At 75.1% G+C, this 24,996-nt stretch carries 19 protein-coding genes and 1 riboswitch; of the genes, 9 read left to right on the top strand and 10 right to left on the bottom strand.

The features are described from left to right. Window positions 1–196: 196 nt before the first annotated feature. Entirely contained in the window at window positions 197–517 is a 321-nt protein-coding gene (locus tag KBX43_RS04210) for a hypothetical protein (RefSeq protein ID WP_030504176.1), read from the bottom strand. Window positions 518–695: 178 nt separating this feature from the next. Here KBX43_RS04210 and KBX43_RS04215 point away from each other — a divergent pair, with 178 nt between their 5' ends. Genes KBX43_RS04215 through KBX43_RS04225 form a run of 3 tightly spaced genes read left to right on the top strand, consistent with a single transcriptional unit; the run spans window position 696 to window position 6,814 of the window. Further along, complete coding sequence (locus KBX43_RS04215) at window positions 696–5,447, top strand: DEAD/DEAH box helicase (RefSeq protein WP_210883344.1); 4,752 nt, start codon at window positions 696–698, stop codon at window positions 5,445–5,447. A 30-nt stretch (window positions 5,448–5,477) separates the two neighbouring features. Then, window positions 5,478–5,981: a GNAT family N-acetyltransferase gene (locus KBX43_RS04220; protein ID WP_210883346.1), complete on the top strand. Its 504-nt coding sequence runs from the start codon at window positions 5,478–5,480 to the stop codon at window positions 5,979–5,981. Beyond that, entirely contained in the window at window positions 5,978–6,814 is an 837-nt protein-coding gene (locus KBX43_RS04225) for an S-adenosyl-l-methionine hydroxide adenosyltransferase family protein (RefSeq protein ID WP_247677160.1), read from the top strand. The genes KBX43_RS04220 and KBX43_RS04225 overlap by 4 nt, the downstream gene beginning before the upstream one ends. Before the next feature lie 103 nt (window positions 6,815–6,917). Here KBX43_RS04225 and KBX43_RS04230 read toward each other — a convergent pair whose 3' ends face one another. Next, a complete protein-coding gene (locus KBX43_RS04230) occupies window positions 6,918–8,168 on the bottom strand; it encodes a hypothetical protein (RefSeq protein ID WP_166455490.1) in 1,251 nt (416 codons plus the stop codon). Window positions 8,169–8,276: 108 nt separating this feature from the next. Here KBX43_RS04230 and KBX43_RS04235 point away from each other — a divergent pair, with 108 nt between their 5' ends. Together KBX43_RS04235 and KBX43_RS04240 are read left to right on the top strand one after the other, a co-directional pair. After that, the gene (locus KBX43_RS04235) at window positions 8,277–9,068 is read left to right on the top strand and encodes a DNA-formamidopyrimidine glycosylase family protein (protein ID WP_064447098.1); all 792 of its coding nucleotides are present in this window, start codon (window positions 8,277–8,279) and stop codon (window positions 9,066–9,068) included. 169 nt (window positions 9,069–9,237) lie between these two features. Further along, window positions 9,238–12,864 carry a multicopper oxidase domain-containing protein gene (locus KBX43_RS04240; protein ID WP_210883349.1) on the top strand — a complete coding sequence of 1,209 codons (3,627 nt, stop codon included), beginning with the start codon at window positions 9,238–9,240 and terminating at the stop codon, window positions 12,862–12,864. 309 nt (window positions 12,865–13,173) lie between these two features. Here KBX43_RS04240 and KBX43_RS04245 read toward each other — a convergent pair whose 3' ends face one another. The 7 genes from KBX43_RS04245 to KBX43_RS04275 all read right to left on the bottom strand — a co-directional run bounded on the left by KBX43_RS04245 (window position 13,174) and on the right by KBX43_RS04275 (window position 19,316). Then, entirely contained in the window at window positions 13,174–13,947 is a 774-nt protein-coding gene (locus KBX43_RS04245; protein ID WP_043325768.1) for a hypothetical protein, read from the bottom strand. 16 nt (window positions 13,948–13,963) lie between these two features. After that, window positions 13,964–14,815, bottom strand: coding sequence for a PspA/IM30 family protein (locus tag KBX43_RS04250; protein ID WP_030503385.1), 852 nt, complete (start codon window positions 14,813–14,815; stop codon window positions 13,964–13,966). Window positions 14,816–14,942: 127 nt separating this feature from the next. Beyond that, a complete protein-coding gene (locus KBX43_RS04255; protein WP_043325770.1) occupies window positions 14,943–15,383 on the bottom strand; it encodes a helix-turn-helix domain-containing protein in 441 nt (146 codons plus the stop codon). Window positions 15,384–15,593: 210 nt separating this feature from the next. Then, window positions 15,594–16,139 carry a CinA family protein gene (locus KBX43_RS04260; protein ID WP_043325772.1) on the bottom strand — a complete coding sequence of 182 codons (546 nt, stop codon included), beginning with the start codon at window positions 16,137–16,139 and terminating at the stop codon, window positions 15,594–15,596. Window positions 16,140–16,210: 71 nt separating this feature from the next. Then, a complete protein-coding gene (gene pgsA / locus KBX43_RS04265; RefSeq protein WP_187693674.1) occupies window positions 16,211–16,792 on the bottom strand; it encodes a CDP-diacylglycerol--glycerol-3-phosphate 3-phosphatidyltransferase in 582 nt (193 codons plus the stop codon). A gap of 47 nt (window positions 16,793–16,839) precedes the next feature. Continuing rightward, entirely contained in the window at window positions 16,840–18,342 is a 1,503-nt protein-coding gene (rimO, locus tag KBX43_RS04270) for a 30S ribosomal protein S12 methylthiotransferase RimO (protein ID WP_043325775.1), read from the bottom strand. A gap of 50 nt (window positions 18,343–18,392) precedes the next feature. Beyond that, window positions 18,393–19,316: an ornithine cyclodeaminase family protein gene (locus tag KBX43_RS04275; protein WP_210883351.1), complete on the bottom strand. Its 924-nt coding sequence runs from the start codon at window positions 19,314–19,316 to the stop codon at window positions 18,393–18,395. A gap of 96 nt (window positions 19,317–19,412) precedes the next feature. After that, window positions 19,413–19,478: riboswitch (guanidine-III (ykkC-III) riboswitch) on the top strand. 57 nt (window positions 19,479–19,535) lie between these two features. On the opposite strand from KBX43_RS04275, the gene KBX43_RS04280 reads away from it, so the two are divergent. Both KBX43_RS04280 and KBX43_RS04285 read left to right on the top strand, forming a co-directional pair. After that, window positions 19,536–19,850 carry a multidrug efflux SMR transporter gene (locus KBX43_RS04280; RefSeq protein ID WP_043325778.1) on the top strand — a complete coding sequence of 105 codons (315 nt, stop codon included), beginning with the start codon at window positions 19,536–19,538 and terminating at the stop codon, window positions 19,848–19,850. 88 nt (window positions 19,851–19,938) lie between these two features. Beyond that, window positions 19,939–20,181 carry a hypothetical protein gene (locus KBX43_RS04285; RefSeq protein ID WP_043325780.1) on the top strand — a complete coding sequence of 81 codons (243 nt, stop codon included), beginning with the start codon at window positions 19,939–19,941 and terminating at the stop codon, window positions 20,179–20,181. A gap of 64 nt (window positions 20,182–20,245) precedes the next feature. On the opposite strand, the gene KBX43_RS04290 is transcribed toward KBX43_RS04285, so the two are convergent. Next, the gene (locus KBX43_RS04290; protein WP_043325782.1) at window positions 20,246–22,702 is read right to left on the bottom strand and encodes a DNA translocase FtsK; all 2,457 of its coding nucleotides are present in this window, start codon (window positions 22,700–22,702) and stop codon (window positions 20,246–20,248) included. A 113-nt stretch (window positions 22,703–22,815) separates the two neighbouring features. Here KBX43_RS04290 and KBX43_RS04295 point away from each other — a divergent pair, with 113 nt between their 5' ends. Together KBX43_RS04295 and KBX43_RS04300 are read left to right on the top strand one after the other, a co-directional pair. After that, window positions 22,816–23,295: a YbjN domain-containing protein gene (locus tag KBX43_RS04295; protein ID WP_043325784.1), complete on the top strand. Its 480-nt coding sequence runs from the start codon at window positions 22,816–22,818 to the stop codon at window positions 23,293–23,295. Further along, entirely contained in the window at window positions 23,292–24,938 is a 1,647-nt protein-coding gene (locus tag KBX43_RS04300) for a YbjN domain-containing protein (RefSeq protein ID WP_124779015.1), read from the top strand. Before KBX43_RS04295 ends, KBX43_RS04300 begins: the two co-directional genes overlap by 4 nt. Window positions 24,939–24,996 lie beyond the last annotated feature (58 nt).

Genomic DNA, 24,996 nt, shown 5'->3' on the forward strand with positions numbered 1-24,996 from the left:
CTGGGACACAACCGATCAGACGTCACAACCAACCCCAACCGCGCCCTTTTCCCCAAAAGCCACCCATCTCCCCCCCACCCACCCCACCCACCTTCTCGCGGTGATCAAGGAGTTTGTGTCCGGAGCAGGCTGGTGCGGTGACACGAACTCCTTGATCAACGCGGAGTTCGGGCACCGGTCAGGTCGGGTGGGCCGGTCAGGACAGGGCGGTGGAGTCCAACTGGCGGGCGGCCCGGTCGACGGCGCGCTGGGCGACGGCGAGGGACCGCAGCGGCAGCCGGGCGTCGCGGCTCTCCCGGCGCTGGACGAAGTAGTGCACGGCGGCCCGCACGCGCGCCCGGTCGGCGGCACTGGAACGGGCGGTGGCGAGGATCATCTCGCGCAGCCGCCGGGCCAGTTCCTCGGCCAGTTCGAGGTCGGGACCGCGCAGCCCGGCGCGGAGCGCGGCCAGCCGGCCGTCGACCTGACGGAGGAGCAGGTCGGTGCCGGGCCCGAAGCCTCGTTCCTCGACGGTCATCCACGCCTCCAGCCCACGCCGCATCGCGAGTGAAGTTACTTTATGTTGCAGTGCACAAGCAACCAGTTAAGTAAGACTTAACGGAATAACCACCCATTTCCCTCCCTGAGCGTCGTCGCCGGGACAGATCGCTCCGGCGAGGCGGCCGGATGTCACACCGGCGCGGCAGGATGGGGTCGTGGCGGACGAGGTGACCCGGTCGGGCGGGGTGCTCCAGGAGTTCGGCGCGGCGACCCGGGAGTGGTTCACCGCGGCGTTCGCCGCGCCCACCCCGGCCCAGCAGGGCGCCTGGCACTCGGTGGCCGCCGGGCGCAACGCCCTGGTCGTCGCGCCGACCGGCTCCGGCAAGACGCTCGCGGCCTTCCTCTGGTCACTGGACCGGCTCGCCAAGGAACCGCCGCCGGCCGACCCCCGCCGACGCTGCCGCGTGCTCTACGTCAGCCCGCTCAAGGCGCTCGCCGTCGACGTCGAACGCAACCTGCGCGCCCCGCTCACCGGGATCCGCCAGGCCGCCGCCCGGCTCGGCCTGGCCCCGCCCGACGTCACCGTCGGCATGCGAACCGGGGACACCCCGGCCGACGAGCGCCGCGCCTTCGCCCGCACCCCGCCGGACATCCTCATCACCACGCCCGAGTCCCTGTTCCTGCTGCTCACCTCCGCCGCCCGCGACTCGCTGCGCGGCGTGGACACGGTCATCCTGGACGAGGTGCACGCGGTCGCGGGCACCAAGCGCGGCGCCCACCTCGCGCTGTCCCTGGAACGCCTCGACGCGCTGCTGGAGCGGCCCGCCCAGCGGATCGGGCTCTCCGCCACGGTCCGGCCGATCGACGTGTGCGCCCGCTTCCTCGGCGGCGCCCGCCCGGTCGACGTGGTGCAGCCGCCGGCCGACAAGACCATCGAGGTGAGCGTCCAGGTCCCGGTGGAGGACATGACGCGCCTCGACGAGCAGGAGCCACCGGAGGACGACCTCGGCGGGCTCGCCCCCCGCCGCCCCTCGATCTGGCCGGCCGTCGAGGAACGCGTGTTCTCGCTGATCCGCGCGCACCGGTCCACGATCGTGTTCACCAACTCCCGGCGCAGCGCCGAACGGCTCTGCGCCCGCCTCAACGAGCTGGCCGCCGAGGAGTTGGAGGCGGCGTCCGCCCCGGATGGCAGCCGCGTGGCCCGGGGCGGGGAGCCGGTGCGCGTATCCGATCTGCTGCCCGGCGTCGACGGCCCGCCGGCCGGCGACGAGGCCGGGCTCGACGACGCCGACGGGCTCGGCCCGATGTCCGGCGGCGGGCCGGCCGACGGGAGCCGGGCCCGGCGCGGGGCGGAGGCGTTCGGCGGGCCGGTGGGGCCGGTGCGCGCGCCGCGGCAGCCGGCCGAGGTGATGGCGCAGTCCGGCGCGGCGACCGGGGCCCCGGCGGTGATCGCGCGGGCGCACCACGGCAGCGTGTCCCGGGAGGAGCGCAAGCAGATCGAGGAGGCGCTCAAGTCCGGGCGCCTGCCCGCCGTGGTGGCCACGTCCAGCCTGGAGCTGGGCATCGACATGGGCGCCGTCGACCTGGTGGTGCAGATCGAGGCGCCGCCGAGCGTGGCCGCCGGGCTGCAACGGGTCGGGCGGGCCGGGCACCAGGTGGGCGCGGTCTCGCGCGGCGTCGTCTTCCCCAAGCACCGGGGCGACCTGCTCTCCTGCACGGTGGTGGCCGAGCGGATGGGCGCCGGGGCGATCGAGGAGCTGCACTACCCGCGCAACCCGCTCGACGTGCTGGCCCAGCAGATCGTCGCGATGGTGGCGCTGGAGCCGTGGCGGCTCGGCGACCTGGCCGTGCTGATCCGCCGGGCGGCGCCGTTCGCGGAGCTGCCCGACTCGGCGCTGCACGCGGTGCTCGACATGCTCTCCGGGCGCTACCCGTCCACCGCGTTCGCCGAGCTGCGGCCGCGGCTGGTCTGGGACCGCGCCACCGACGTGCTGACCGGCCGGCCCGGCGCCCAGCGGCTCGCCGTGACCAGCGGCGGCACCATCCCCGACCGGGGCCTGTTCGGTGTGTTCCTGGCCGGCGCCGAGCGGGCCGCCCGGGTGGGTGAGCTGGACGAGGAGATGGTCTACGAGTCCCGGGTGGGTGACGTGTTCCTGCTCGGCTCGTCGTCCTGGCGGATCGAGGAGATCACGCCCGACCGGGTGCTCGTCTCCCCCGCGCCGGGGCAGGCGGCCCGGATGCCGTTCTGGAAGGGCGACCAGCTCGGCCGTCCGGTCGAGCTGGGCCGGGCGATCGGCGCCCGGGTCCGGGCGCTGCTGCGGCAGTCCGACGCCGACGCGGTGGCGGCGCTGCGCGCCGGTGGGCTGGACGACTGGGCCGCCGGCAACCTGATGAACTACCTGCGCGAGCAGAAGGCGGCCACCCGGTCGCTGCCGGACGACCGGACGGTGGTGGTCGAACGGTTCCGCGACGAGCTGGGCGACTGGCGGCTCGCCGTGCACTCGGTGCTCGGCGCGCGCGTCAACGGGCCGTGGGCGCTCGCGATCGGCCGCCGGCTGGCCGAGCGGTACGGCGTGGACGCCCAGGTCATGCCCTCCGACGACGGCATCGTGGTGCGCCTGCCGGACACCGCCGAGACGCCGCCCGGCGCCGACGTGGTCGTGTTCGAGCCGGACGAGATCGCCCAGCTGGTCGAGGAGTCGGTGGGCACGTCCGCGCTGTTCGCATCCCGGTTCCGCGAGTGCGCGGCCCGGTCGCTGCTGCTGCCCCGCCGTGACCCCCGGCGGCGGCAGCCGCTGTGGCAGCAACGCCAGCGGGCCGCGCAACTGCTCGACGTGGCCCGCGAGTACGCCGACTTCCCGGTCACGCTGGAGGCCGCCCGCGAGTGCCTCCAGGACGTCTTCGACCAGCCCGCTCTGGCCGAGTTAATGCGTGACCTGGCTGCCCGCAAGGTACGCCTGGTCGAGGTGGAGTCCGAGCGCCCGTCGCCGTTCGCGCGGTCGCTGCTGTTCGGGTACGTCGGCGCGTTCCTCTACGAGGGCGACGCCCCGCTGGCCGAGCGGCGGGCCGCCGCGCTGGCGCTCGACTCCGGGCTGCTCGGCGAACTGCTGGGCCGGGTCGATCTGCGGGAGCTGCTCGACCCGGAGGTGCTCGCCGAGACCGCCCGTCAACTGCGCTGGCGCACCGAGCAGCGTCGGCCCCGCGACCCGGAGGACGTGGTCGAGCTGCTGCGCGTGGTCGGTGACCTGAGCAGCGCCGAGCTGGCCGAGCGGGGCGTGCCGGAGTCCTGGGCCGACGAGCTGGCGGCGGCGCGGCGGGTGCTGCGGGTCCGGATCGCCGGCGAGGACCGCTGGGTGGTCGTGGAGGACGCCGCCCGGCTGCGCGACGCGCTCGGCGTGGCGCTGCCCGTCGGGGTCGCCGAGGCGTACCTCGCGCCGGTGGCCGATCCGCTCACCGACCTGGTCGCCCGGTACGCCCGCACGCACGGCCCGTTCGCGGCGGCCACCTGCGCGGCCCGGTTCGGGCTCGGCGTGTTCGTGGTGGAGCAGGCGCTGCGGCGGCTCTCGGCGAACGGCCGGGTGGTCTCCGGCGAGTTCGCCCCGGACACGGTGGGCACGCAGTGGTGCGACGCGGAGGTGCTGCGCCTGCTGCGCCGCCGCTCCCTGGCCGCCCTGCGCCGGGAGATCGAACCGGTGCCGCCGCGCGCGCTCGCCACGTTCCTGCCCCGCTGGCAGCAGGTCGGCTCGTCGGCCCGGGGCGTCGAGGCGGTCGCCGCCGCCCTCGAACAGTTGCAGGGCGTGAACGTGCCGGCGTCCGCGCTGGAACGCCTGGTGCTGCCCGCCCGGGTCGCCGACTACTCTCCCGCCCAGCTCGACGAGCTGTGCGCCAGTGGTGAGGTGGTGTGGGCCGGCGCGGGCGCGATCTCCGGCGGCGACGGGTGGGTGACGCTCGCGTACGCCGACGTCGCCCCGCTGCTGCTTCCCCCGCCGGACGAGGCGCTGACGCTGACCCCGCTGCACGAATCAGTGCTCGACGCGCTCGCCGACGGGCAGGCGCTGTTCTTCCGGTCGCTCTCCGACCGGGTCGGCGCCACCGACGACGCCGCCCTGTCCGGCGCGGTGTGGGACCTGGTGTGGGCCGGTCACCTCACCAACGACACGCTCGCCCCGCTGCGGGCCGCGCTCGGCGCGGGCGGGGCGCACCGGTCCCGGCCGTCGGCGCCGCGCACCCGCTACCGCCGGCCCGGCCGGGTGGCGCTGCCCAGCCGGGGCGGCCCGCCCACAATGGCCGGCCGCTGGTCCCGGCTGCCCGAACGCGACAGCGACCCCACCCGGCGCGCTGCCGCGCTCGCCGACCTGCTGCTGGAGCGGCACGGCGTGGTGACCCGGGGCGCGGTCGTGGCCGAACAGGTCACCGGCGGTTTCGCCGCCGTCTACCCGGTGTTGTCCGCGCTGGAGGAACGCGGGGCGGCACGGCGCGGCTACTTCGTGGAAGGGCTGGGCGCGGCACAGTTCGCGGTGCCCGGCGCGGTCGACCGGATCCGGGCGCTCGCCGACGACTCCCAGGGCCGGGGCGGCCCGGCGGTGGTGCTCGCCGCCACCGATCCGGCGAACCCGTACGGCGCGGCGCTGCCCTGGCCCGAGCGCGTGGTCGACTCGGGGGACGGCGCGGCACCGGCCACCGGGCATCGGGCCGGGCGCAAGGCGGGCGCGCTGGTCGTCCTGGTCGGTGGTGACGTGGTGCTCTACGTGGAGCGGGGCGGCCGGACGATCCTGTCGTTCACCGACGACACCGACACGCTCGGCGCCGCTGGCAAGGCGCTCGCCGACGCGGTGCACTCCGGAGCGCTCGGCGCGATCTCGGTGGAACGCGCCGACGGCGAGGCCGTGCACGCGTCCCCGCTGCGCGACGCGCTCACCGCCGCCGGTTTCCGCGCCACCCCGCGCGGCCTGCGGCTGCGCGGCTGACCGCCCGGCCGCCGCGGTTAGGGTGTGCCGGTGGCCTCGATCCGGGTACGCCAGGCGCGCGACGAGGACCGCGCGGCGCTGGCGGCGTTGCACGAGCGGGAGTGGGGCGGGCCGATCGTGGTGGTCCACGACACCCGCTACGACCTGAGTGACCTGCCCACGCTGGTGGCGGTGGACGAGACCGGCGGGTTCGCCGGGGCGCTGGCGTACCGGGTCGACGCCGACGGGCTGGAGGTGGTCAGCCTGGCCGCGGCGGCACCGGGCAACGGCGCGGGCACCGCCCTGCTGGCCGCCGCGCAGGAGACGGCCACCGCCGCCGGGGCGGACCGGATCTGGCTGGTCACGACGAACGACAACCTGGGCGCGCTGCGCTTCTACCAGCGCCGGGGGCTGCGGATCGTCGCTGTGGACGCGGGCGCTGTCGACCGGGCCCGCGCGGTCAAGCCGACGATCCCGGAGGTCGGGGCGGACGGCATCCCGCTGCACGACGAGTTGCGCCTGGCCCGGCGCCTGACCGGGGCGGACCAGCGATGAGCGGTCCGGGCCGCACGACGCCGGACGACACGCGACCGACGGGCGGCGGTCCGAACTGTGTCTCGCTGACCACCGACTACGGGCTGGCCGACGGGTTCGTGGCGGCGTGCCACGGGGTGCTGGCCAGGCTCGCCCCGGCTGTCCGGGTGATCGACGTGACGCACCTGGTGCCGCCGGCCGACGTACGCCGGGGCGCGGCCGTGCTCGCGCAGACAGTGCCGTACCTGCCGTGGGGCGTGCACGTGGCGGTGGTCGATCCGGGTGTCGGCACCGCACGCCGAGGCATCGCGCTGGCCGCGCCCGGCGGGCTGCTGGTCGGGCCGGACAACGGGCTGCTGCTTCCGGCCGCCGAGGCGCTCGGCGGGGTGAGCGCGGCGGTGGAGCTGACCAACCCGGACTGGCTCGGCCCGGCCGTCTCCCGCACGTTCCACGGGCGGGACGTGTTCGCGCCGGTCGCCGCGCGGCTGGCGCTGGGCGCGCCACTGGCCGAGGCCGGTCCGGCCGTGGATCCGGGCACGCTGGTCCGGCTGCCGGAACCGGTGGTCCGCGCCGAGCCGGGCAGCCTCACCGCCGAGGTGCTGACCGTCGACCACTTCGGCAACGTCCAGCTCGCCGCGCCGGGCACGCTGCTCGACGGCCTGCCGCCCCGGGTGCTGGTGAACGGCCGGGAGGCGGTCCACGGCCGCACGTTCGGCGACGCCCCGCCCGGCGCCCTGGTGGTCTACGTCGACTCCGCCGGCCTGGTCGCCGTAGCGGTGAACACCGGCCGAGCCGCAGAAACCCTCCACACCACCCCCGGCGCCCTCCTCACCCTCACCACCCCCCACCCTTGACCCCCGCGATCTTGCAGTTGGCGCCCCGGCACAGAGGACAAATGCCCCACCGAAAGGGCCGAAACTGCAAGATCAACGGGGGTCAGGGGGCGAGAGGGCAGGGTCAGCAGCGGGGGACGGTGCCGCCGTAGATCGAGGACAGGTACGCGTGGCTGACGTAGGTGCCGCCGACCAGGCGGTACCACCTCGTCGTGGTGCGATAGGTACCGGTGATCTTCTGCCCGGTCACGTAGCACTGCACCGGCACCTGGGCGTACGTGGCGGCCAGGCCGCGGCTCGCGTACGAGGTGCCCGCCCCGGCGCGCAGGTTCAGCGGCCCGGAGCCGACGATCGCTCGCGCCCCGCCACCTGTCCACAGCAGCGTCACGTCCACCCACGCGTTGTCGGTGAGCCGCAGCCCGTCCCAGAACGTCCCGTCGGCCAGGTCCAGCCCGGCCGGGTTGCGCACGGTGCGTCCGAACTGGTCCAGCCCGCCGTTGTAGTTGCTCTGGTACGCCGCCTGGGCCTCGGGCCGCCCGCGCGGCAGGTCCTTCCAGTTCTCCCGGATCGACGACGGGTTCCACCAGTCGTCGCGGGTGTTCCACGGGCCGACGTCCCAGACCGGGGCGTACTCGCAGCGGCTTCCGCTGGTGGTGCAGACCTTGACCGTGTAGTCGCCGGTGCCACGCGGGGACAGTCCGCGCCGGCTGGGCAGCGCCGCGAAGTGGTCCCGGGCGCGTACGGTGTGCCCGTTCGCGGTGGTGCCGCCGACCAGGCCGATCCGGGTCGCGTACACCCGGTAGGTGAGCGGGGCGGCCGGCTGGACCGCCGTGGTGGCGGCCGAGTCGGCGGCGAGCGTCAGCCCGGTGACGGTGGCCTCCGAGGCGGCGTCCCGGGTGGTCAGCACGACGCGCGCCTGCACCCGGCGGACCGGTTCGTCGAACACGGCCTCGGCGGCGTCGCGCCACTCGGTCCAGCCCCGGGCGCGCCAGCCGCGCACCTGGGCCACCGCCGTACCCCCGTCGCCGGTGCGGGCGGTGAGCCGGGCGCGTACCCGGGTGGCGGGCCGGTCCAGGACGCGCGGCGCGGAGAGCAGGATGCCCTCGGCGACCGGACCGCCCACGGCGGCCGGGCGGGTGCGGGCGGAGGGGCGGGGATCGGCCAGCCGGAGGCGGCCGGAACGCCAGGCGACGTTGACGTCGTCGCCACCGGCGACGGCGAGGTCGACGGACCAGCGTTCGGGGTCGGGCGCGCCGGCGCGAGCCGGCACGGCGGTGGACGGGTGCGCGGCCGACGCGGGCGTGCCGGGCAGTCCGGCGGCCACGGTGAGCAGGGCAGTCAGGGCGACGACGATACGACGTCCGGAATGAGCCATCAGCATTCTCCTCAGAACCCCCTGATCGTTGCGTTTCCGCTGATCAAGTGGAACCTCAGTACAAATGGCGACACATGCGAATTCTGTTCGGTAGGGAACAATGGCGGGGTGCCCGAAGGCGACACCGTCTGGAACACCGCGCGCGTCCTGGATCGCGCGCTGGCCGGGGCCCGGCTCACCGGGTCCGACTTCCGCGTGCCGCAGCTCGCCGCCACCGACCTGACCGGCTGGACCGTGCGCGAGTCGGCCAGCCGGGGCAAACACCTGCTGCTGCGCCTCACCGCGCCAACCGCAGCGCAGTGGACGCTGCACTCGCACCTGCGGATGGACGGCGCATGGCGCGCCTACACCCCGGGTGAGCGCTGGACGGCGCGACCGGCGCACCTGATCCGCGTGGTGCTCCGCTCCCCTGGCGCGGTCGCCGTCGGCTACCACCTGCACGAGCTGGCGCTGGTGCCGACAGCCGAGGAGCTGTCGCTCGTCGGTCACCTCGGCCCGGACCTGCTCGGCCCGGACTGGGACGCCGACGAGGCGGTACGCCGCCTGGCCGCCGAGCCGGAACGCACCATCGGTGAGGCGCTGCTCGACCAGCGCAACCTCGCCGGGGTGGGCAACCTCTACAAGTGCGAGGTGCTGTTCCTGCGCGGGGTGTCCCCGTGGACGCCGGTGGGCGCGGTGCCGGACCTGCCGGGCACCGTCGCGCTGGCGCAGCGGCTGCTCGCGGCGAACCGGGGCCGCTGGACGCAGAGCACGACCGGGGTGCTGCGCCGGGGCGGCACCAGCTACGTCTACGGCCGCCGGGCCCAGCCGTGCCGGCGCTGCGGGACGGCCATCCGCAAGGAGGAGCTGGGTGAGCGGGTCACCTACTGGTGCCCGGTCTGCCAGCCCGACCGCTCCTGACGTGGAACTTCCACGAAACGCCAAAGATCGCCGAGATAGGGACGATTGGGTACTTCCGTCCCACCCCCGTGGCGTCGCATGCTGCGATTGACCGCTCACCGATCGTCAGCAGCGCGTACGCCCGCCACGCCGGGGTGTCGGCCGGCGCGCCCCGACCCCGGGGAGAGCCATGGTGCTGTTCCGCAGACTCCGGCCGGGACGGCCGGACCGGGCCGGAGTCGCCGAGGAGACCGCGTTCGCCGGTTCCGCGGCGCGGGGCGTTCCCGCCGCGCGCGCCGGCGACGAGGAGCCGGGGACCACCCCGGCGAGCCTGGACCCGGCAGCCGTCCCGCGCCTGTTCGGCCCGGTGCCGAACACCGCCGCCAGCCCGCTGCCCACGCTCGACGCCGACGGCCGCCCGGCGCCGGGCACCGGCATCCGCAAGTTCGTCGACCCGCTGCCGCTGCCTGGGCAGCCCGCCACCGACGGGCTCGGCGCCCGCCTGCCGGTAGCGGTCCCGGACACCATCACCTGGCCGGGCTGCGACTACTACGAGATCGGCCTCCAGGAGTACGCGCAGCGCCTGCACCGCGACCTGCCGGCCACCCGGCTGCGCGGCTACCGGCAGCTCAACCTGGGCACCGACGCCGCCGGCCACAACACGGTCAGCCCACCGGACCGCCCCTGGCACCTCGGCCCGATGATCGTCGCGCGGCGGGGCCGCCCGGTCCGGATCAAGTTCATCAACCAGCTCCCCACCGGACGGGCGGGCGAGCTGTTCCTGCCGGTGGACGAGACTGTCGACGGGGCCGGCGCCGGCCCGCTGGACGGTCCCGCGCCGTACCCGCAGAACCGGGCCGTGCCGCACCTGTCCGGCGCGCAGACCGGGTGGATCAGCGCCGGCAACCCGTGGCAGTGGGTGACCCCGGCCGGCGAGATCACCCCGTACCCGGCCGGGGTGGGTGTCACCCCGGTGCCGGACATGCCGCCGCCCGGCGCGGGCGCCACCACGCTGTACTTCCCGAACGAGCAGAGCGGCCGGCTGATGTGGCTGCACGACAACACGCTCGGCCTGTCCCGGCTCACCGTCTACTCTGGGCAGATCGCGCTGTACCTGCTCACCGACCCCGCCGAGGACCGCCTCGTGGACGACGGCGTGCTGCCCGCGGAACAGTTCCCGCTGGTGATCGAGGACAAGACGTTCGTACCCGACGACGCGCAACTCGCCGCTCAGGACCCGACCTGGGACCGGGACCGCTGGGGCGCCAAGGGCAGCCTCTGGCACCCCCACGTCTACCAGCCCCGGCAGAACCCGTACCGGCTCACCGGCGGCAACCCCACCGGCCGCTGGGACTACGGCCCGTGGACCCACGACCCGGACGGCGGCGCCAGCCCGTGGGTCGCCCCGGTGCCGAACCCGCACCACGACCCCGACGCCGACCCGGACGAGCCGCCGCTGGCGCCCGCCGTGCCGCACCCGTCGGCGGTGCCCGAGGCGTACGGGGACACCCCGCTCGTCAACGGCGTGGCCTACCCGTACCTGGAGGTCGCCCCGCGCGCGTACCGGTTCCGGATCCTCAACGCCTGCGCGGACCGGGCGCTGAACCTGCAGCTCTACCGGGCCGCCTCGGACGGCCCGATGTGGGCCGACGACGGCAGCCCGGCCGACCCGGACGCCGGCGAGGTGCCGATGGTCGAGGCGGTACGCGCGCCCGGGCGGCCCGCGTACTGGCCGGTGGACGGGCGCGACGGCGGCGTGCCCGACCCGGCCGCCGCCGGACCCGACCTGATCCAGATCGGCAACGAGAGCGGGCTGCTCCCCGCCCCGGTGGTGCTGGCCAACCGGCCGGTGGACTACCGCTACGACAGGCAGGACCCGACGGTGCTCAACGTGGACGGCCACGCGCTGCTGCTGGCCCCCGGCGAGCGGGCCGACGTGATCGTGGACTTCGCCACCGTGCCGCCGGGCAGCACGCTCATCCTCTACAACGACTGCCCCGCGCCGCTGCCCCGGTTCGACACGCGCTACGACCACCACACCGGCGCGCCCGACCGGACCGGCTCGGGCGGGCTGCCGCCGACCCGGCCCGGCTACGGCCCGAACACCCGCACGCTGCTCCAGATCCGGGTCACCGGCACACCGGCCGAGCCGTACGACACGCGCCGGCTCGCCGACCGGCTACCAGGGGCGTACCCGCACAGCCAGCCGCCGCCGATCGTGCCGCAACCGGCGTACGACGCCGCGTTCGGCACCCACACCCCGCGTCCGACGCTCGTCGGCGCGCGGGACGGCTCGGTCACGTTCACCCCGCCCGGCGCGGCGGCCCCGGTCACGCTGCCGCTGGCGGTGAAGTCGGTCGGGCAGGTGTTCGAGCCCCGGCACGGCCGCGCGGTGGGCCGGCTCGGAGTCGGCCACCCGGTCAGCGGGCCGCTGCTGCCGGCCACGCTGCCGCTGGGCCCGGTGGAACCCGCCACCGAGGTGCTGCACGCCACCGACCCGGCCGTGCCGGTCGGCGCGCCGGGCGACGGCACGCAACTGTGGCGGATCGTCGGCGACGCGCCGCGCACCCATCCGGTGCACATCGAGGGCTGCGACGTGCAACTGGTCAACCGGGTCGGCTGGGACGGCACGCTGCGCCCGCCCGAGCCGGGCGAGCTGGGCTGGAAGGACACCGTCCGGGTCAACCCCCGGGAGGACGTCGTGGTGGCGCTGCGTCCCGTACCGCCGCCCCTGCCGTTCAAGATCAGCGACAGCGTACGGCTGCTCGACCCGTCCCGGCCCGCCGGCGCGCGGCTGGACGCGAGCCCGGTCAGCCCGGCCGACGGCCGCCCCGCCACGGTGGTCAACCAACTCGTCAACCTGGGCTGGGAGTACCGCTGGCAGACCCGCTCGGCGGGACTGCGCGACCAGGGCATGAGCCGTCCGCTGGTGCTGCGGGTGGCACCCAAGGCGCCCACCGGGCTGACCGCCACCCCGGCGCCCGGCAGCGCCACCGCGCTGCCCGCCATCGCGCTGACCTGGACCGGCAACGGCAGCCGCCCGGTGCCCACCAGCCACCTGCTGCAACGCGCCACCGACAGCGCCTTCACCGCCGGGCTGACCGAGATCACCGTGGCCGCCACCGCGACCCGCTACACCGACGCGACAGTCACCCCCGGCGTCACCTACCACTACCGGATCCGCGCCGAGAACGCGGTGAGCTGCTCGTCCTGGTCGAATGCCGTACCGGCGGCGGTGCGTCTGGCCGCGCCGGCCCGGCTCACCGCGGCGGTGCCGCCGACCGCGCCGCTGCGGGTGGCGCTGCGCTGGGCGAACCACTCCTTCGCCACCGGTGTGGACGTGCAGCGCGCCACCAACCCGACGTTCAGCAGCGGCCCGGGGACCACCGCCATCGCCGTGGGCGAGAACCACGTGGACCCGGCCGTCGCGCCGGACACCACGTACTACTACCGGGTACGCACGACGTACCTCGGCGCGGCGTCCCCCTGGTCGACAGTGGCCCGGGTGACCACCCCGGCCCGGCCGACGACGCCCACGGCGGTGAGCGTCATCGCGAGCGCGCCGGGACCGGACACCGCCACCGTGACGCTGAGCTGGTCGGCCGAGACGCCGGCCGGACCGGGCGCCGGCTTCATCGTGCAGCGCGCCACCGACGCCGCGTTCACCAGGGAGCCGGCCACGTTCCGCGTCACCGGCCGCGGCTTCACCAACACCGGCCTGGCGCGCTCCACCACCTACTACTACCGAGTACGCACGACGAACGTGGTTGGCACGTCCCCCTGGACCCCACCAACCCCCATAACCACCCCCACCTAGCCCTCCCTCTCAGGGTCGATCATGAAGTTGACGGCAGTTTCCGAGATCAACAACACCGCCAACCTCATGATCACCGGCGCTGGCGGGGCGATGGGCGGGTGTGGGGGTGCCTGACCGCGAGTTGCCCGCCCGGGCAGACCGAAGCCCTCCGCCCGCCCCCTGTCCGCGCCGGTGATCAAGGAGTTGGTGTACGGATTCGGCCCGCCTCAGGACACAAACTCCTTGATCAACGCGGGGGACGATCAGCGCGCGGGACGATCAGCGCGCGGGACGATCAGCGCGCGGACGATCGGCGTGCGGCGGGGGCGGTCAGCGTCCGGGCTGGGGGGCTCGGAGGGGGGTGCGGAGTTCGGCCAGGGCGGAGGCCACCCCGTGCAGCAGGTCGGTGGCCTCGGTCAGCCGCGCGGCGGCCGGGTGCGCGGTGTCGGGACGGGCGTCCTCGGCTACGTAGCCGGCGGCGGCCACCACCAGCCGCTCGTACGCGGCCACCCCGTCCTCCAACTGGGCCACCAGCGTGGCGTGCACCTCGTCCAGCGTGCTCTGCGGGGTCAGCTTCGCCGCGCGTTCCACGCCCGCCACCCGGTTCGCCAGCTCACGCAGCGAACGATCGGCCTCGGCCGCCTCCCGGACCGCCGGCTCGGCCAGCCCGGTCAGCCGTCCGGCGAGCCCGGCCAGGGTGAGCGCGGCCCGGTCCAGCCGTGCCCACGGCTCGGCCGCGGCGGTGCCGCGCAGCGCCATGCGGGAGCGGACCCGGCGTACCTCGGCCAGGACACCCGGCCCGACGGGCAGCCGCTCGACGGCGGCGACCAGCCGGGCGCGGGAGCGGGCGGCGGCCTCCGCCGGGTCGAGGGCGGGCGGCGCCGGCACTGCTGCGAGCGCCCGGTGGTCGGCCCAGCGCCAGGCGGCGATCGCGATGGCGCTGCCCGCGGCACCGGCCCAGGCCGCATCCGGCAGGCCCAGTCCGGCGTACGGGGTGAGCACCGCCGCGGCGCCGCCGAGCCCGCCGGCCAGCACGCTCCACCGTCGCGCCGAGTTGCGCAGCCTGCGCAACCTGCGGAAGTGTCGGGCCCGTTCGTCCGCCATGGTGTCCGCCCCTCCGTCAGCCGGTCGTGCTCTCCCCGGTGCCGCGTTCCCGGCTCATGCTGGCCCGGATCTCGTCGAGCCGGGCCGCGGCGGCCGGGTCGGCCGGCTGCCCGACGGCGGGGGTCTCCTGCCGGCCACCGAGCTGCTCGCCGGCCATGCTCGACCGGATCTGTTCCAGTCTCGCCGATCCGGCCGAGTCGAGCGTGGCCTTCTGGATCTCCAGCATCCGGCCCTCGACCGAGTTGCCGGCCAGCTCGGCGCGGCCCATGGCGGTGGCGTAGCGGCGTTCGATCCGGTCGCGGACCTCGTCGAGCGACGGGGTGTTGGCGGGCGCGGTGAGCGACGACATCGACTCCAGCGAGCGGGCCACGCTCTCCTGCATCTTGGCCTGCTCCAGCTGGCTGAGCAGCTTGGTGCGCTCGGCCAGCTTCTGCTGGAGGATCATCGAGTTGTTCTCGACCGCCCTGCGGGCCTGGGCGGCCGCGCCGAGCGCCTGGTCGTGCAGCGTCTTGAGGTCCTCCAGGGCCTGCTCGGCGGAGACCAGCTGGGTGGCCAGCATCTGGGCGGTCTGCTCGTAGCGCCCGGCCTCGGCCTCGTCGCCCCGGCCCCGGGCCTGGTCGGCCACTGCGAGCGCCTGCCGCGCGTTGCCCTGGAGCTGTTCCACCTCGGTCATCTGCCGGGACAGCTTCATCTCCAGCTGGCGCTGGTTGCCGATCACCGCGGCCGCCTGCTGCACCAGCGCCTGGTGCTGGCGCTGCGCCTCCTCGACGGCCTGCTGGATCTGCACCTTCGGATCGGCGTGCTCGTCGATCTTCGCGCCGAAGAGCGCCATCAGGTATTTCCAACCCTTGACGAACGGGTTAGCCATCTCCGCCTCGTCCCCTCAGTAGCGTCGCGCCTACATCGTTCCAGCCGGACGCCACTCCGGCACCCGTACGCTCCTGATCAACAGTACGACGCGGACGCCAGCACCGCCCACGACGCGACAGCCGGGGTCAGGCGGCGCAGACCACGTCCCGCTCCGCGGGGCGTACCCGGGTGCTGCGCAGCGTGGCCTTGAGCGGCGAGTCCTGCCGGACCTGGACGGCGACCGCGCCGTCGGTGGTGACCTGCCGGACACCGCGGTTGGTCGCCTTGCGCACGGCGGCCGTGGCCACCGGGGCCGGCTCGTCGGCCACCGGGACCAGCACGCCGGGCATCTGCTCGGCGAGGGCGACGGTGTCGCTCACCTCGCGCAGCAGTTCCGACAGGCGGGCGCCGAGCGCGTCGCAGATGGCGGCCAGCAGCTCGCTCGACGGTTCCTTCTGGCCGCGTTCGATCTCGGAGAGGTAGCCCAGGCTGACGTTGGCGGCGGACGACACCTCGCGGAGGGTGCGGTGCTGCCCCTGCCTGCGTGTCCGCAGCGCGTCACCGATCACCCGGCGTAGCAGGACCATCGCACCTCCCCCTGGACGGGACCACCATGCCCGGCCGAGCCGCGCCGGGCGCCGGACGCGGAAACCGCTCCGGCGCCGACGGCGACCGTCGGAGCCTTCCCGCAACCGTACCCGTTGGTTGCCACGACGACATCCCACCCCGCCTCTGAAAATCCGTGCGGATCGGCCGGCCGGCGGGCCCGCGGCCGGGCGTGTCGGCGCCGGGCCGGCTCATCGGGGGCCGACCCCCGCCGCCTCGGCGGCGTCGGCGTCCTCGGGGAGCTGGATGCGGTCGGCGAGCAGCCGCAGCGCCTCGATCACCACGGCCGAGCGGATGTGGTCGCGGCCGCCGTCGAGGTCGAGCCGGCGTACCTGCGTGCCGTCCGGCCCGGCGACCGCCACGTAGACCAGGCCGACCGGCTTGCCGTCCTGCGGCTCCGGCCCGGCGACGCCGGTGGTGGCCAGGCCCCAGTCCGCGCCGCACCGCTGCCGTCCGCCCTCGGCCAGGGCGGCGGCCACGTCGGGGTCGACCGGGCCGCGCTCGGCCAGCAGGTCCTCCGGTACGCCGGCGAGCGTCGCCTTGAGTTCGGTGGCGTAGACCACCATGCCGCCCCGGTAGATCGAGCTGACCCCGGCGATCTCCACGACCGCCGCGGCGAGCAGCCCGCCGGTCAGCGACTCGACGGTGGCCAGCGTCTGGCCGCACTCGTGCAGGCGGTGCACGACGGAGGCCGCCGGGTTGCCGGCGGGCCGCTGGTGTCTCTCGTCGGTGTCCATGCCCGCCCTCTCTTCCCGCGCCAGGGCGGCTTACTCTTCGGCCGCCCGGAGCGACGAGCCGGCTGCCCGGGTCAACGGGCCGGACGCCGCAGCCGCAACGCCTGGGCGATGTAGTCGAAACCGGTGACCACGGTGACCACCACCGCCGCGCCCATGATCCACGGACCGATCGCGGCGAGCGCCTCCGGCATCGGCCAGAGGTACCAGGTGATCGCCAGGATCTGCAGCGCCGTCTTGACCTTGCCGCCCCGGCTGGCCGCGATCACGCCGTGCCGGATCACCCAGAAGCGCAGCCCGGTGATGCCCAGCTCACGGGCGAGGATCACCACAGTCACCCACCAGGGCAGGCGGTCGTAGACGGAGAGCAGCACCAGCGCGGCGCCGGTGAGCGCCTTGTCGGCGATCGGGTCGGCGACCTTGCCCAGCGAGGTGACCAGCTCGAACCGGCGGGCGATCCAGCCGTCGACCAGGTCGGTCGCCGACGCCACCACGAAGATCAGGCAGGCGGCCATCCGCCAGCCCGCGTGGGTCATCGCGGACGCGACCACGGTGGCCGCGAAGACGGGCACCAGCACCAGGCGCGCGCCGGTCAGCACATTCGCCGCGTTGAGCAGCGGTACGGGGGCGGCCGCCGTCGACTCCGCGCCCGTCATGTCCCGCATCGCCCCACGTGGCTTCCCCGCTTCGTCCGGGCCCGCCGTCACCGTACCGCGCCGGGCGCCGCCGAGATCATCTCATCCGGTACGGCGACCAGGTCCACGCCCTCGGTGGCGGTGACGGTGGCCCGGACCAGGTCACCGGGGCGCAACGCGGCCAGGTCGACGCCGCCGCCGACCGGCGCGACGAGCGTGGTCGAGCCGTCGACCTCGGGCGCCTGGTGGGCGGCCCGCCCCTCCACCACACCGTCGGCGACCGAGTCCACCAGCACCTCCACCGTCGCGCCGAGGCGCTCCTCGGCGCGCTGCGAGCAGAGTTCGTCGGCCAGCGCGCTGAGCTTGTCGTACCGCCGCTTGATCGTGGCGGCGGAGACCTTGCCGGCCAGGCCGGCGGCCTCGGTGCCGTCCTCGTCGCTGTAGTCGAACATGCCGATCGCGTCCAGCCGCGCCTCGGTCAGGAACCGGACCAGCTCGGCCACGTCCTGCTTCGTCTCGCCGGGGAAGCCGACGATGAAGTTGCTGCGCGCGCCCGCGTCCGGCGCCAGCGCGCGGGCGGAGGCGAGCAGCTCCAGGAACCGGTCGGTGGAGCCGAAGCGCCGCATCCGGCGCAGCACCGGCTCGCTGGAGTGCTGGAACGACAGGTCGAAGTACGCGGCCACGCCGGGCGTGGTGGCGATCACCTCGACCAGGCCGGGCCGGGTCTCGGCGGGCTGGAGGTAGCTGGCGCGGACCCGCACGATGCCGTCGATCGCGGCGAGTTGCGGCAGCAGCTTCTCCAGCGCGCGCGGGTCGCCCAGGTCCTTGCCGTACGAGGTGGAGTTCTCGCTGACCAGCACCAGCTCGCGGACGCCGGTCTTGGCCAGCCACTCGGCCTCGGCGAGCAGCTCGTCCGGGGTACGCGAGACGAACGCCCCGCGGAACGCCGGGATGGCGCAGAACGCGCAGCGCCGGTCGCAGCCGCTGGCGAGCTTCAGCGAGGCCACCGGGCCGGTGTCGAGCCGGTGCCGCAACACCTGCCGCAGGTGGGCCGGGGTGTGCGCGTCGGTCTCCGGCGCGACCCGGGCCGGGGTGCCGTGCCCGGGCAGCGACACCGCCGCGTCGCGGCGCTTCACCGGGGTCAGCGGCAGCAGCTCCCGCCGGTCGCGGGGGGTGTGCGCGCCGATCGCCTCGCCGGCGAGCACCGAGTCGAGCCGGGCGGCGATGTCCGGGTAGTCGTCGAAGCTGAGCACGGCCTGCGCCTCGGGGAGGCTGTCGGCAAGCTCACGGCCGTACCGCTCGGCCATGCACCCGGCGGCGACGACCTTCGCGCCGGTGTCGGCGGCGGCCAGCAGCGTCTGGATCGAGTCCTGCTTGGCCTTCTCGACGAAGCCGCAGGTGTTCACCACCACCACGTCGGCGCCCTCGCCGTCGGTGGTGACCTGCCATCCGTCGGCGTGCAGCCGGGCGGCCAGCTCCTCCGAGTCGACCTCGTTGCGGGCGCAGCCGAGGGTCAGCAGGGCGACCCGGCGCCCGTCGGATTGCGGGGTGGAGGAGGTGGCAGACACCATCCGAGGGTACCGGGCCGGTTCCGTACCGCCACGCCGCCCGTCCGGCACGCTCAGCGGGCGGGAGCGGCCACGCGGGCCAGCCGGTCGAGCAGGAACACCTCGGTGCCGGCCAGGCCGGTGGAGCAGAAGACCGAGATCTGGTCCGCGCCGGTCCGGCCGGGGACCGCCCCGGCCAGCACCGCGCCCAGGTCGCGCAACCGACCGGCGTACGGCTCGACGGCGGCGAGCATCGGCGGCACGTACGCGGCGGCCTGCCCCGGCGAGTCGGTGACCAGCAGGTCGGCGGCGTCGAGCAGGTCGGGGCCGAACTCGTGCCGGTCGGTCTGCTTGAAGCCGACGGTGTTGACGTGCGTGCCGGGGGACAGGTCGGCGGCGTCGATCACCGGGACGGTGCTGGTGGTGGCGAGCACCACCACGTCGCGGTCGCGCACCGCGGCGGCGGCCGAGCCGACGGCGCGGGCCGGCAGGCCCAGCTCGGCGCGGACCCGGGCGGCGAACGCCTCCCGCCGGGCCGCCGAGCGGCTGTACACGGTCACCTCGCGCAGCGGCCGGACCGCCGCGGCGGCCCAGACCTGGGTCCACGCCTGCCGGCCGGAGCCCACCACGCCGAGCGTGGCGGCGTCCGCGCGGGCCAGGGCGTCCACCGCCACGCCACCGAGTCCTCCGGTACGCCGCGAGCCCAGCTCCTCGCCGACGGCGATGGCGCGTACCGCGCCGGTGGTGGCGTCGTGCAGCACGACCAGTTGACCGCTCTCCGGGTGGCCGAACGTGTCGTAGGAGCGGAAGCCGTACCACTGCCCGGTGAGGTGACCGGCGGTGAGCACCATCCGGCCCCCGCCCAGCGGCGCGGACGCCCGGGGCGGGGCGATGAGCCGCCCGGCGTATGCGGCCAGCAGCGCGTCCCGCATGGCCGCGACGGTGAGCGGGGCGTCCACGGCGGCCGCGACGTCGTCGTCGGAGAAGAGCACGGTCATGCCTTCCATCGTGCAACCTGAAGTTGACGTCAACTCCACCCATGGTGGGCTTTCTCACCCCGCCGCCCGTTCCGCCCGGCCGGTGCTACCGTCGGCCACGACGGCCCGCGGGCCGTCCCGGACGAGTGGTGGGCGTACCCGGTCAGGCCAAGACGCCCCGCGTGACCCGACCGTCGCCCGGCCCGCTCCACGCCGGGCCCGCCCGTCAGAGGTGATCTCATGGCCTGGCTCGTACTGGTGCTCTCCGGACTCCTGGAGACCGCGTGGGCGATCGCGCTCGATCGCAGCGCCGGCTTCACCCGTCCCCTCCCCTCCGCCGTCTTCGGCGTCACGCTCGTCGGCAGCATGGCCGGCCTGGCGTACGCGCTGCGCGACATACCGGTCGGCACCGGCTACGCGGTGTGGGTCGGCATCGGCGCGGTGGGCACCGCGCTGGTGGGCATGCTCGCGCTCGGCGAGCCGGTCAACCTGCCGCGCGTGGCCTGCCTGCTGCTGGTGGTCGCCGGCGTGATCGGATTGAAGTTGTTCGCCTGATCGATGCCGCATCCGGTTTGGACGACGCGGCGGCCGGGGTACCGGATCTTTCGTTGACCGGTAGCGAGATCACTCACGGAGGAACCCCATGGCCGACATCCACGCCAGCGCCCGTCCGCGTACCAACGCCGCCCGGATCTGCACGATCATCGCGTTCGTCTTCGCGGCTCTCGCGATCTTCCTGTCCCCGCTGATCTTCGGCGTCCTCGGCCTGATCCTCGGCATCGTCGGCGCCGTCCTCGGCGACAAGCCGCTGGGCTGGTACGCCGCCGCCGCGAGCGTGGTCGGCGCGATCATCGGCGCCGTGCTCGTCGCCGCGCTGCTCAACTGAGCCGGAAACCGCCGACGGCGGCTCCCACCTGACGGTGGGGGCCGCCGTCGTCCGTCGTGGGACGTCAGTCCTCGCCGCCGCGCAGGCCGGCCAGGACCTCCTCCAGCTCGTCCGGCTTGACCAGCACGTCGCGGGCCTTGGAGCCCTCGGACGGCCCGACCACGCCGCGGGTCTCCATCAGGTCCATCAACCGGCCCGCCTTGGCGAAACCGACACGCAGCTTGCGCTGGAGCATCGAGGTCGACCCGAACTGCGAGGTGACCACCAGCTCGACCGCCTGCACGAGCAGGTCCAGGTCGTCGCCGATGTCCTCGTCGATCTTCTTCTTGCTGTCCTGCGCCGGGGCGAGCACGTCCGGGCGGAACTCCGGCTCCCGCTGGTCCTTGCAGAACTTCACCACGTCGGCGATCTCGCGCTCGGTGACCCAGGCGCCCTGGATTCGCTGCGGCTTCGACGCTCCCATCGGCAGGAACAGGCCGTCGCCGCGGCCCAGCAGCTTCTCCGCGCCGGGCTGGTCCAGGATGACCCGCGAGTCGGCGAGCGAGGAGGTGGCGAACGCGAGCCGGGACGGCACGTTCGCCTTGATCAGGCCGGTGACCACGTCCACCGAGGGCCGCTGGGTGGCCAGCACCAGGTGGATGCCGGCGGCGCGGGCGAGCTGGGTGATCCGGACGATGGAGTCCTCCACGTCGCGCGGCGCGACCATCATCAGGTCGGCCAGCTCGTCCACGATCACCAGCAGGTACGGGTACGGCCGCATCTCCCGCTCGCTGCCCGGCGGCGCCTTGATCTCGCCGTTGCGCACCTTGCGGTTGAAGTCGTCGATGTGCCGGACCCCGTTGGCGGCGAGGTCGTCGTAACGCATGTCCATCTCGCGGACGACCCACTCCAGCGAGTCGGCCGCCTTCTTCGGGTTGGTCACGATCGGCGTGACCAGGTGCGGGATGCCCTCGTAGCCGGTCATCTCGACCCGCTTCGGGTCGATCAGCAGCAGCCGCACCTCGTCCGGCGTGGCCCGGGTCAAAATGGACACAAGCAGACTGTTGAGGCAACTCGACTTGCCCGCGCCGGTGGCGCCCGCGATCAGGATGTGCGGCATCTTCGCGAGGTTGGCCACCACGTAGCCGCCCTCGATGTCCTTGCCGAGCGCCACCACCATCGGGTGGTGGTCGCTGGTCGCCTCGCGGGAGCGCAACACGTCGCCGAGCGACACGTTCTCCGGGTCGGTGTTCGGGATCTCCACGCCGACCGCGCTCTTGCCCGGGATCGGGCTGAGGATGCGCACGTCCGGCGACTTCACCGCGTACGCGATGTTGCGGGACAGCTGGGTGATCCGCTCGACCTTCACGCCCGGGCCCAGCTCCACCTCGTACCGGGTGACCGTCGGGCCGCGGGTGAACCCGGTGACCGCGGCGTCCACGTCGAACTGCTCGAAGACGCCGGTCAGCGCGGCGATCACCTCGTCGTTGGCCTTGCTCCGGCTCTTCGGTTTGGCGCCGCTGCCGAGCAGGTTCGCCGGCGGCAGCGTGTAGTCGCCGGCCAGCCCGGTGAGCGCGAGCTGCTCGGCGCGGGTGGGCAGCGGCGAGTGCTCCGGCGGCTCGACCGGCTTGCGGTTCGCCGGCACCCGCGGCGGCTTGCGCGGCAGCACGAGCGTCTCCTGGAGGTCGACGCCGGCCAGTTCGTCGTCCGGGTCCAGCGGCTCCAGCGGCGACGGCATCCGCTTCGCCGGCCGCTTACGGGCCGGTTTCGCCGCCGCCTCGGCCTCGGCTTCCTCCTCATCGTCCTCGGGCGCGGCCGGGTCGGCGCGCAGACCGAGCCGCTCCGGGATCTTGTTGATCGGGGTCGCGGTGACCACGAGCAGGCCGAACACCAGCAGCAGGAGCAGCAGCGGCATCGCCACCCACGCGGTCACCGCCGACTTCAGCACGTCGCCCACGCCCGCGCCGATCAGGCCGCCGGCGTAGTCGCGCTGGACCTCGTCGACCGGGTTCTGCCCGATGTGCAGCATCGAGGCGGTCGCCAGCATCATCGAGCCCCAGCCGACCAGGCCGCGACCGCGGTGCTCGGGGTCGGCCGGGCTCCGCATCAGCCGCCACGCGCCGACCATGAACAGCACCGGAAGGATTATCGAGATGGCGCCGATGAACAGCCGTACGGTGTCGGCCAGGTGCCGGCCCACCGGCCCGGCGCCGCCGCCCCAGATGCCCACCGCGCTGAGGATGGCCAGGCCGAACAGCAGTAGCCCGGCGCCGTCGCGGCGGTGCTCCGGATCCAGCTCCCGGGTGGACGCGGCCTGCCGGCCGGCGGCCCGGAACGCCCAGCCCACCGTGTGGGCCAGTCCCATCCAGACGGCGCCCGCGGCACGGCCGACGAACGCGGCCGGGGCCGGCCCGCGGCGCGCCGGCCGCCGCGCCGGTTTCCGCGCCGCCGCCTTCTTCGCCGGTTGCCGGGCGCGGTTGTTCGTGGTGCCACGCGGCGACGCGCCGCGCCGCCGGCTCGCCTGAGAGGTACGGCCCGCCATAGAGTCACGGTAACGGCGGCACCCGGTGGAACGCCGCTTTTCCGGGTCGTGTCCGCGCGTCGCAGCACGGGTCGGACCGTCGTTTGTGTTATTCGCCTCAGAAGGGATGCCCGATGGCGTCGCCGGAGATCGAGGACGGTCCGGACGGTCCGCTGACCGGACACCCCCAGGCGCTGCGCCCGCTGACCGGCGAGCTGATCGCCGCCGTGCTGGCCCACCGGGGGTACGCGGTGGTCGAGGAGCCCGACGGCGCGCTCGTGGGCCGCTGGGAACGGAACCTGATCTGGTTCCACCGCCGGGGCGCGGCAGGTGAGCTGCTCCAGGTACGCACCGTCGTCGCGCCGCACTTCGGCATCGAGCACGTGCCCGAGCTGCACGCCTTCTGCAACAGGTGGAACCACGACCGGCTCTGGCCCAAGGCGTACGTGCACGTGGCCGACGACGGGTCGGCCCAGATCTGCGGCGAGGTCACCACCGACCTGGAGCGCGGCGTCACACCGCACCAGCTCGACCGGCTGGTCGACTGCGGTGTCACCACCGGCTGTCAGCTGGCCGCCGCCGTCGCCGAGCTGACCGGCGGGACGCTCCGATGACCACGGCACGCGACCGGGGGCTGGCCGCCGCGCTCGCCGACGCCCGGGACCGGCCCGACGGCGAGGAGCGCTGCGCCGAGCTGGAGCGGATCGCCTCCCGCGCGGACGCCACCGGTGACCCGCGTACCGCCCTGTCGGCGCGGTTCGCGCTGGTCGAGGCGTACCTGCACCTGGGTGAGCGGTGGCGCGCGGTGGAGCCGGTGCGGCGGATGCGGGAGACGGTGGCCCGGCACCCCGGGCTGCTGGACGCCCGCCCCGACGAGCTGACCCGGCTGCGCCGGCACCAGCGGCAGGCGGTGGAGGCGCTGTTCGGCACGCCCCGGGTGGGCCTGGATCAGGCCCGGTCCCTGTTGGACACGCTCGCCGGGGAGCTGGGCGAGGACGCCGCGCCGGTCGCGGAGCTGCGCTGCCGCGTCGCCGACCACCTCGGCGACGAGCCGGCGGCCCGGCGGGCGTACGAACGCTGGTCGGCCGCCGACGCGACGGACCCGGTGGGTGGCTGTGCGGGGTGCGCCCCGGCGCGGCGGGCCGACCTGCTGGCCGGGTGGGGTGACCCGGAGGCGGCGCTGGCGGCGCTCGCGCCGGCGCTGACCGGCTGGGTCGAGCCGCAGGGGCCACCGACCCGGCGGGCCGAACGGCAGACCGCCGCGACAGTGGCGACGACCTGCACCGACCAGCCCGAGCGGGCGCTCACCGTGGGACTGCTGCCGTGGCTGCGCACCGGCGCGGTGACCGAGGCGGCCCGGGCGCACGTACGCGCGTACCGCCGGCACCGCCGGGAACGGGCCGCGTTTCCGCTGCTCGCCGCGCACCTGCGCTTCTGCGCGCTGGGCGGCTACCTGCATCGCGGGCTGGAGGTGCTGACCGAGCAGCTGCCCCGGCTGGACCGCCCGGCCGACGACCTGTCCGCGATGGAGTTCGCCGCGGCCGGCGCGCTGCTCTGCGGGCTGGCCGCCGAGGCGGGGCTCGGCGGGCGGCGGATCCACCGCCCCGGGCACGGTTCCCGGCCGGCCGCCGAGGTGGACGTGGCGACACTCGGGGCGCAGCTCCAGGCGCTGGCCACGGCGCTCGCCGGCAGCTTCGACGCCCGCAACGGCACCGGGCACCAGTCCGGCCGGATCGCCTCGTGGCTGGCCGAGCGGCCGCTCGCCGCGCCGGTGTCGCTGGCCGCCGAGAGCGAGTTCGACGAGGAGCCGGAACCGGACCCGGCCGAGCCCGGCCCGCCCGGCCCGGAGGAGCCCGCCCCGCTGGACGCGGCGCTGCTCGCCGCCGCGCTCGACGCCCGGGGCGAGCCGTACTCGCCTGAGCCGGACGGCACACTCGTCGGGCGGTGGGGCGAGGCCACGATCCAGTTCCGCCTGCTCGGCCGCCACGGTGACGTGCTGCACGCCCGCGTGGTGGCGCAGCGGCGGCTGCCGGCCGAGCGGCGCGCCGAGGCGTACGCCTTCTGCAACGCCTGGAACCACGACCGGCTGCTGCCCGCCGCCTACGTGCACGAGCCCGGCGACGGAACGCTGGTGCTGGCCGCCGGCGTCTCCACGGACCTGTCCTGCGGGGTCGCCCCGGCGCAGCTGGAGGTGCTGGTGGCCGCGGCGGTACGCACCGGCGCGGCGTACGCCGAAGCGGTCGCCGCCCTGGCCTGAGCCGCCGAGCCGACCGGCCGGTCCGCGACGCGGCGCGGCCCCCGACCACCGGGCGGTG

It is taken from the genome of Micromonospora sp. C41 (assembly GCF_018070485.1).
In the GTDB taxonomy this organism is placed as follows: Bacteria; Actinomycetota; Actinomycetes; order Mycobacteriales; family Micromonosporaceae; genus Micromonospora; species Micromonospora chalcea.

Bases quoted from the DNA above. Each gene is read 5' to 3' on its own strand.
- KBX43_RS04300 (WP_124779015.1), top strand. From the start codon at position 23,292: ATGACCACGGCACGCGACCGGGGGCTGGCCGCCGCGCTCGCCGACGCC.
- rimO (WP_043325775.1), bottom strand. From the start codon at position 18,342: ATGGTGTCTGCCACCTCCTCCACCCCGCAATCCGACGGGCGCCGGGTC.
- KBX43_RS04240 (WP_210883349.1), top strand. From the start codon at position 9,238: ATGGTGCTGTTCCGCAGACTCCGGCCGGGACGGCCGGACCGGGCCGGA.
- KBX43_RS04280 (WP_043325778.1), top strand. From the start codon at position 19,536: ATGGCCTGGCTCGTACTGGTGCTCTCCGGACTCCTGGAGACCGCGTGG.
- KBX43_RS04260 (WP_043325772.1), bottom strand. From the start codon at position 16,139: ATGGACACCGACGAGAGACACCAGCGGCCCGCCGGCAACCCGGCGGCC.
- KBX43_RS04250 (WP_030503385.1), bottom strand. From the start codon at position 14,815: ATGGCTAACCCGTTCGTCAAGGGTTGGAAATACCTGATGGCGCTCTTC.
- KBX43_RS04210 (WP_030504176.1), bottom strand. From the start codon at position 517: ATGACCGTCGAGGAACGAGGCTTCGGGCCCGGCACCGACCTGCTCCTC.
- KBX43_RS04245 (WP_043325768.1), bottom strand. From the start codon at position 13,947: ATGGCGGACGAACGGGCCCGACACTTCCGCAGGTTGCGCAGGCTGCGC.
- KBX43_RS04225 (WP_247677160.1), top strand. From the start codon at position 5,978: ATGAGCGGTCCGGGCCGCACGACGCCGGACGACACGCGACCGACGGGC.
- KBX43_RS04255 (WP_043325770.1), bottom strand. From the start codon at position 15,383: ATGGTCCTGCTACGCCGGGTGATCGGTGACGCGCTGCGGACACGCAGG.
- KBX43_RS04295 (WP_043325784.1), top strand. From the start codon at position 22,816: ATGGCGTCGCCGGAGATCGAGGACGGTCCGGACGGTCCGCTGACCGGA.
- KBX43_RS04285 (WP_043325780.1), top strand. From the start codon at position 19,939: ATGGCCGACATCCACGCCAGCGCCCGTCCGCGTACCAACGCCGCCCGG.
- KBX43_RS04290 (WP_043325782.1), bottom strand. From the start codon at position 22,702: ATGGCGGGCCGTACCTCTCAGGCGAGCCGGCGGCGCGGCGCGTCGCCG.
- pgsA (WP_187693674.1), bottom strand. From the start codon at position 16,792: ATGACGGGCGCGGAGTCGACGGCGGCCGCCCCCGTACCGCTGCTCAAC.
- KBX43_RS04275 (WP_210883351.1), bottom strand. From the start codon at position 19,316: ATGACCGTGCTCTTCTCCGACGACGACGTCGCGGCCGCCGTGGACGCC.
- KBX43_RS04230 (WP_166455490.1), bottom strand. From the start codon at position 8,168: ATGGCTCATTCCGGACGTCGTATCGTCGTCGCCCTGACTGCCCTGCTC.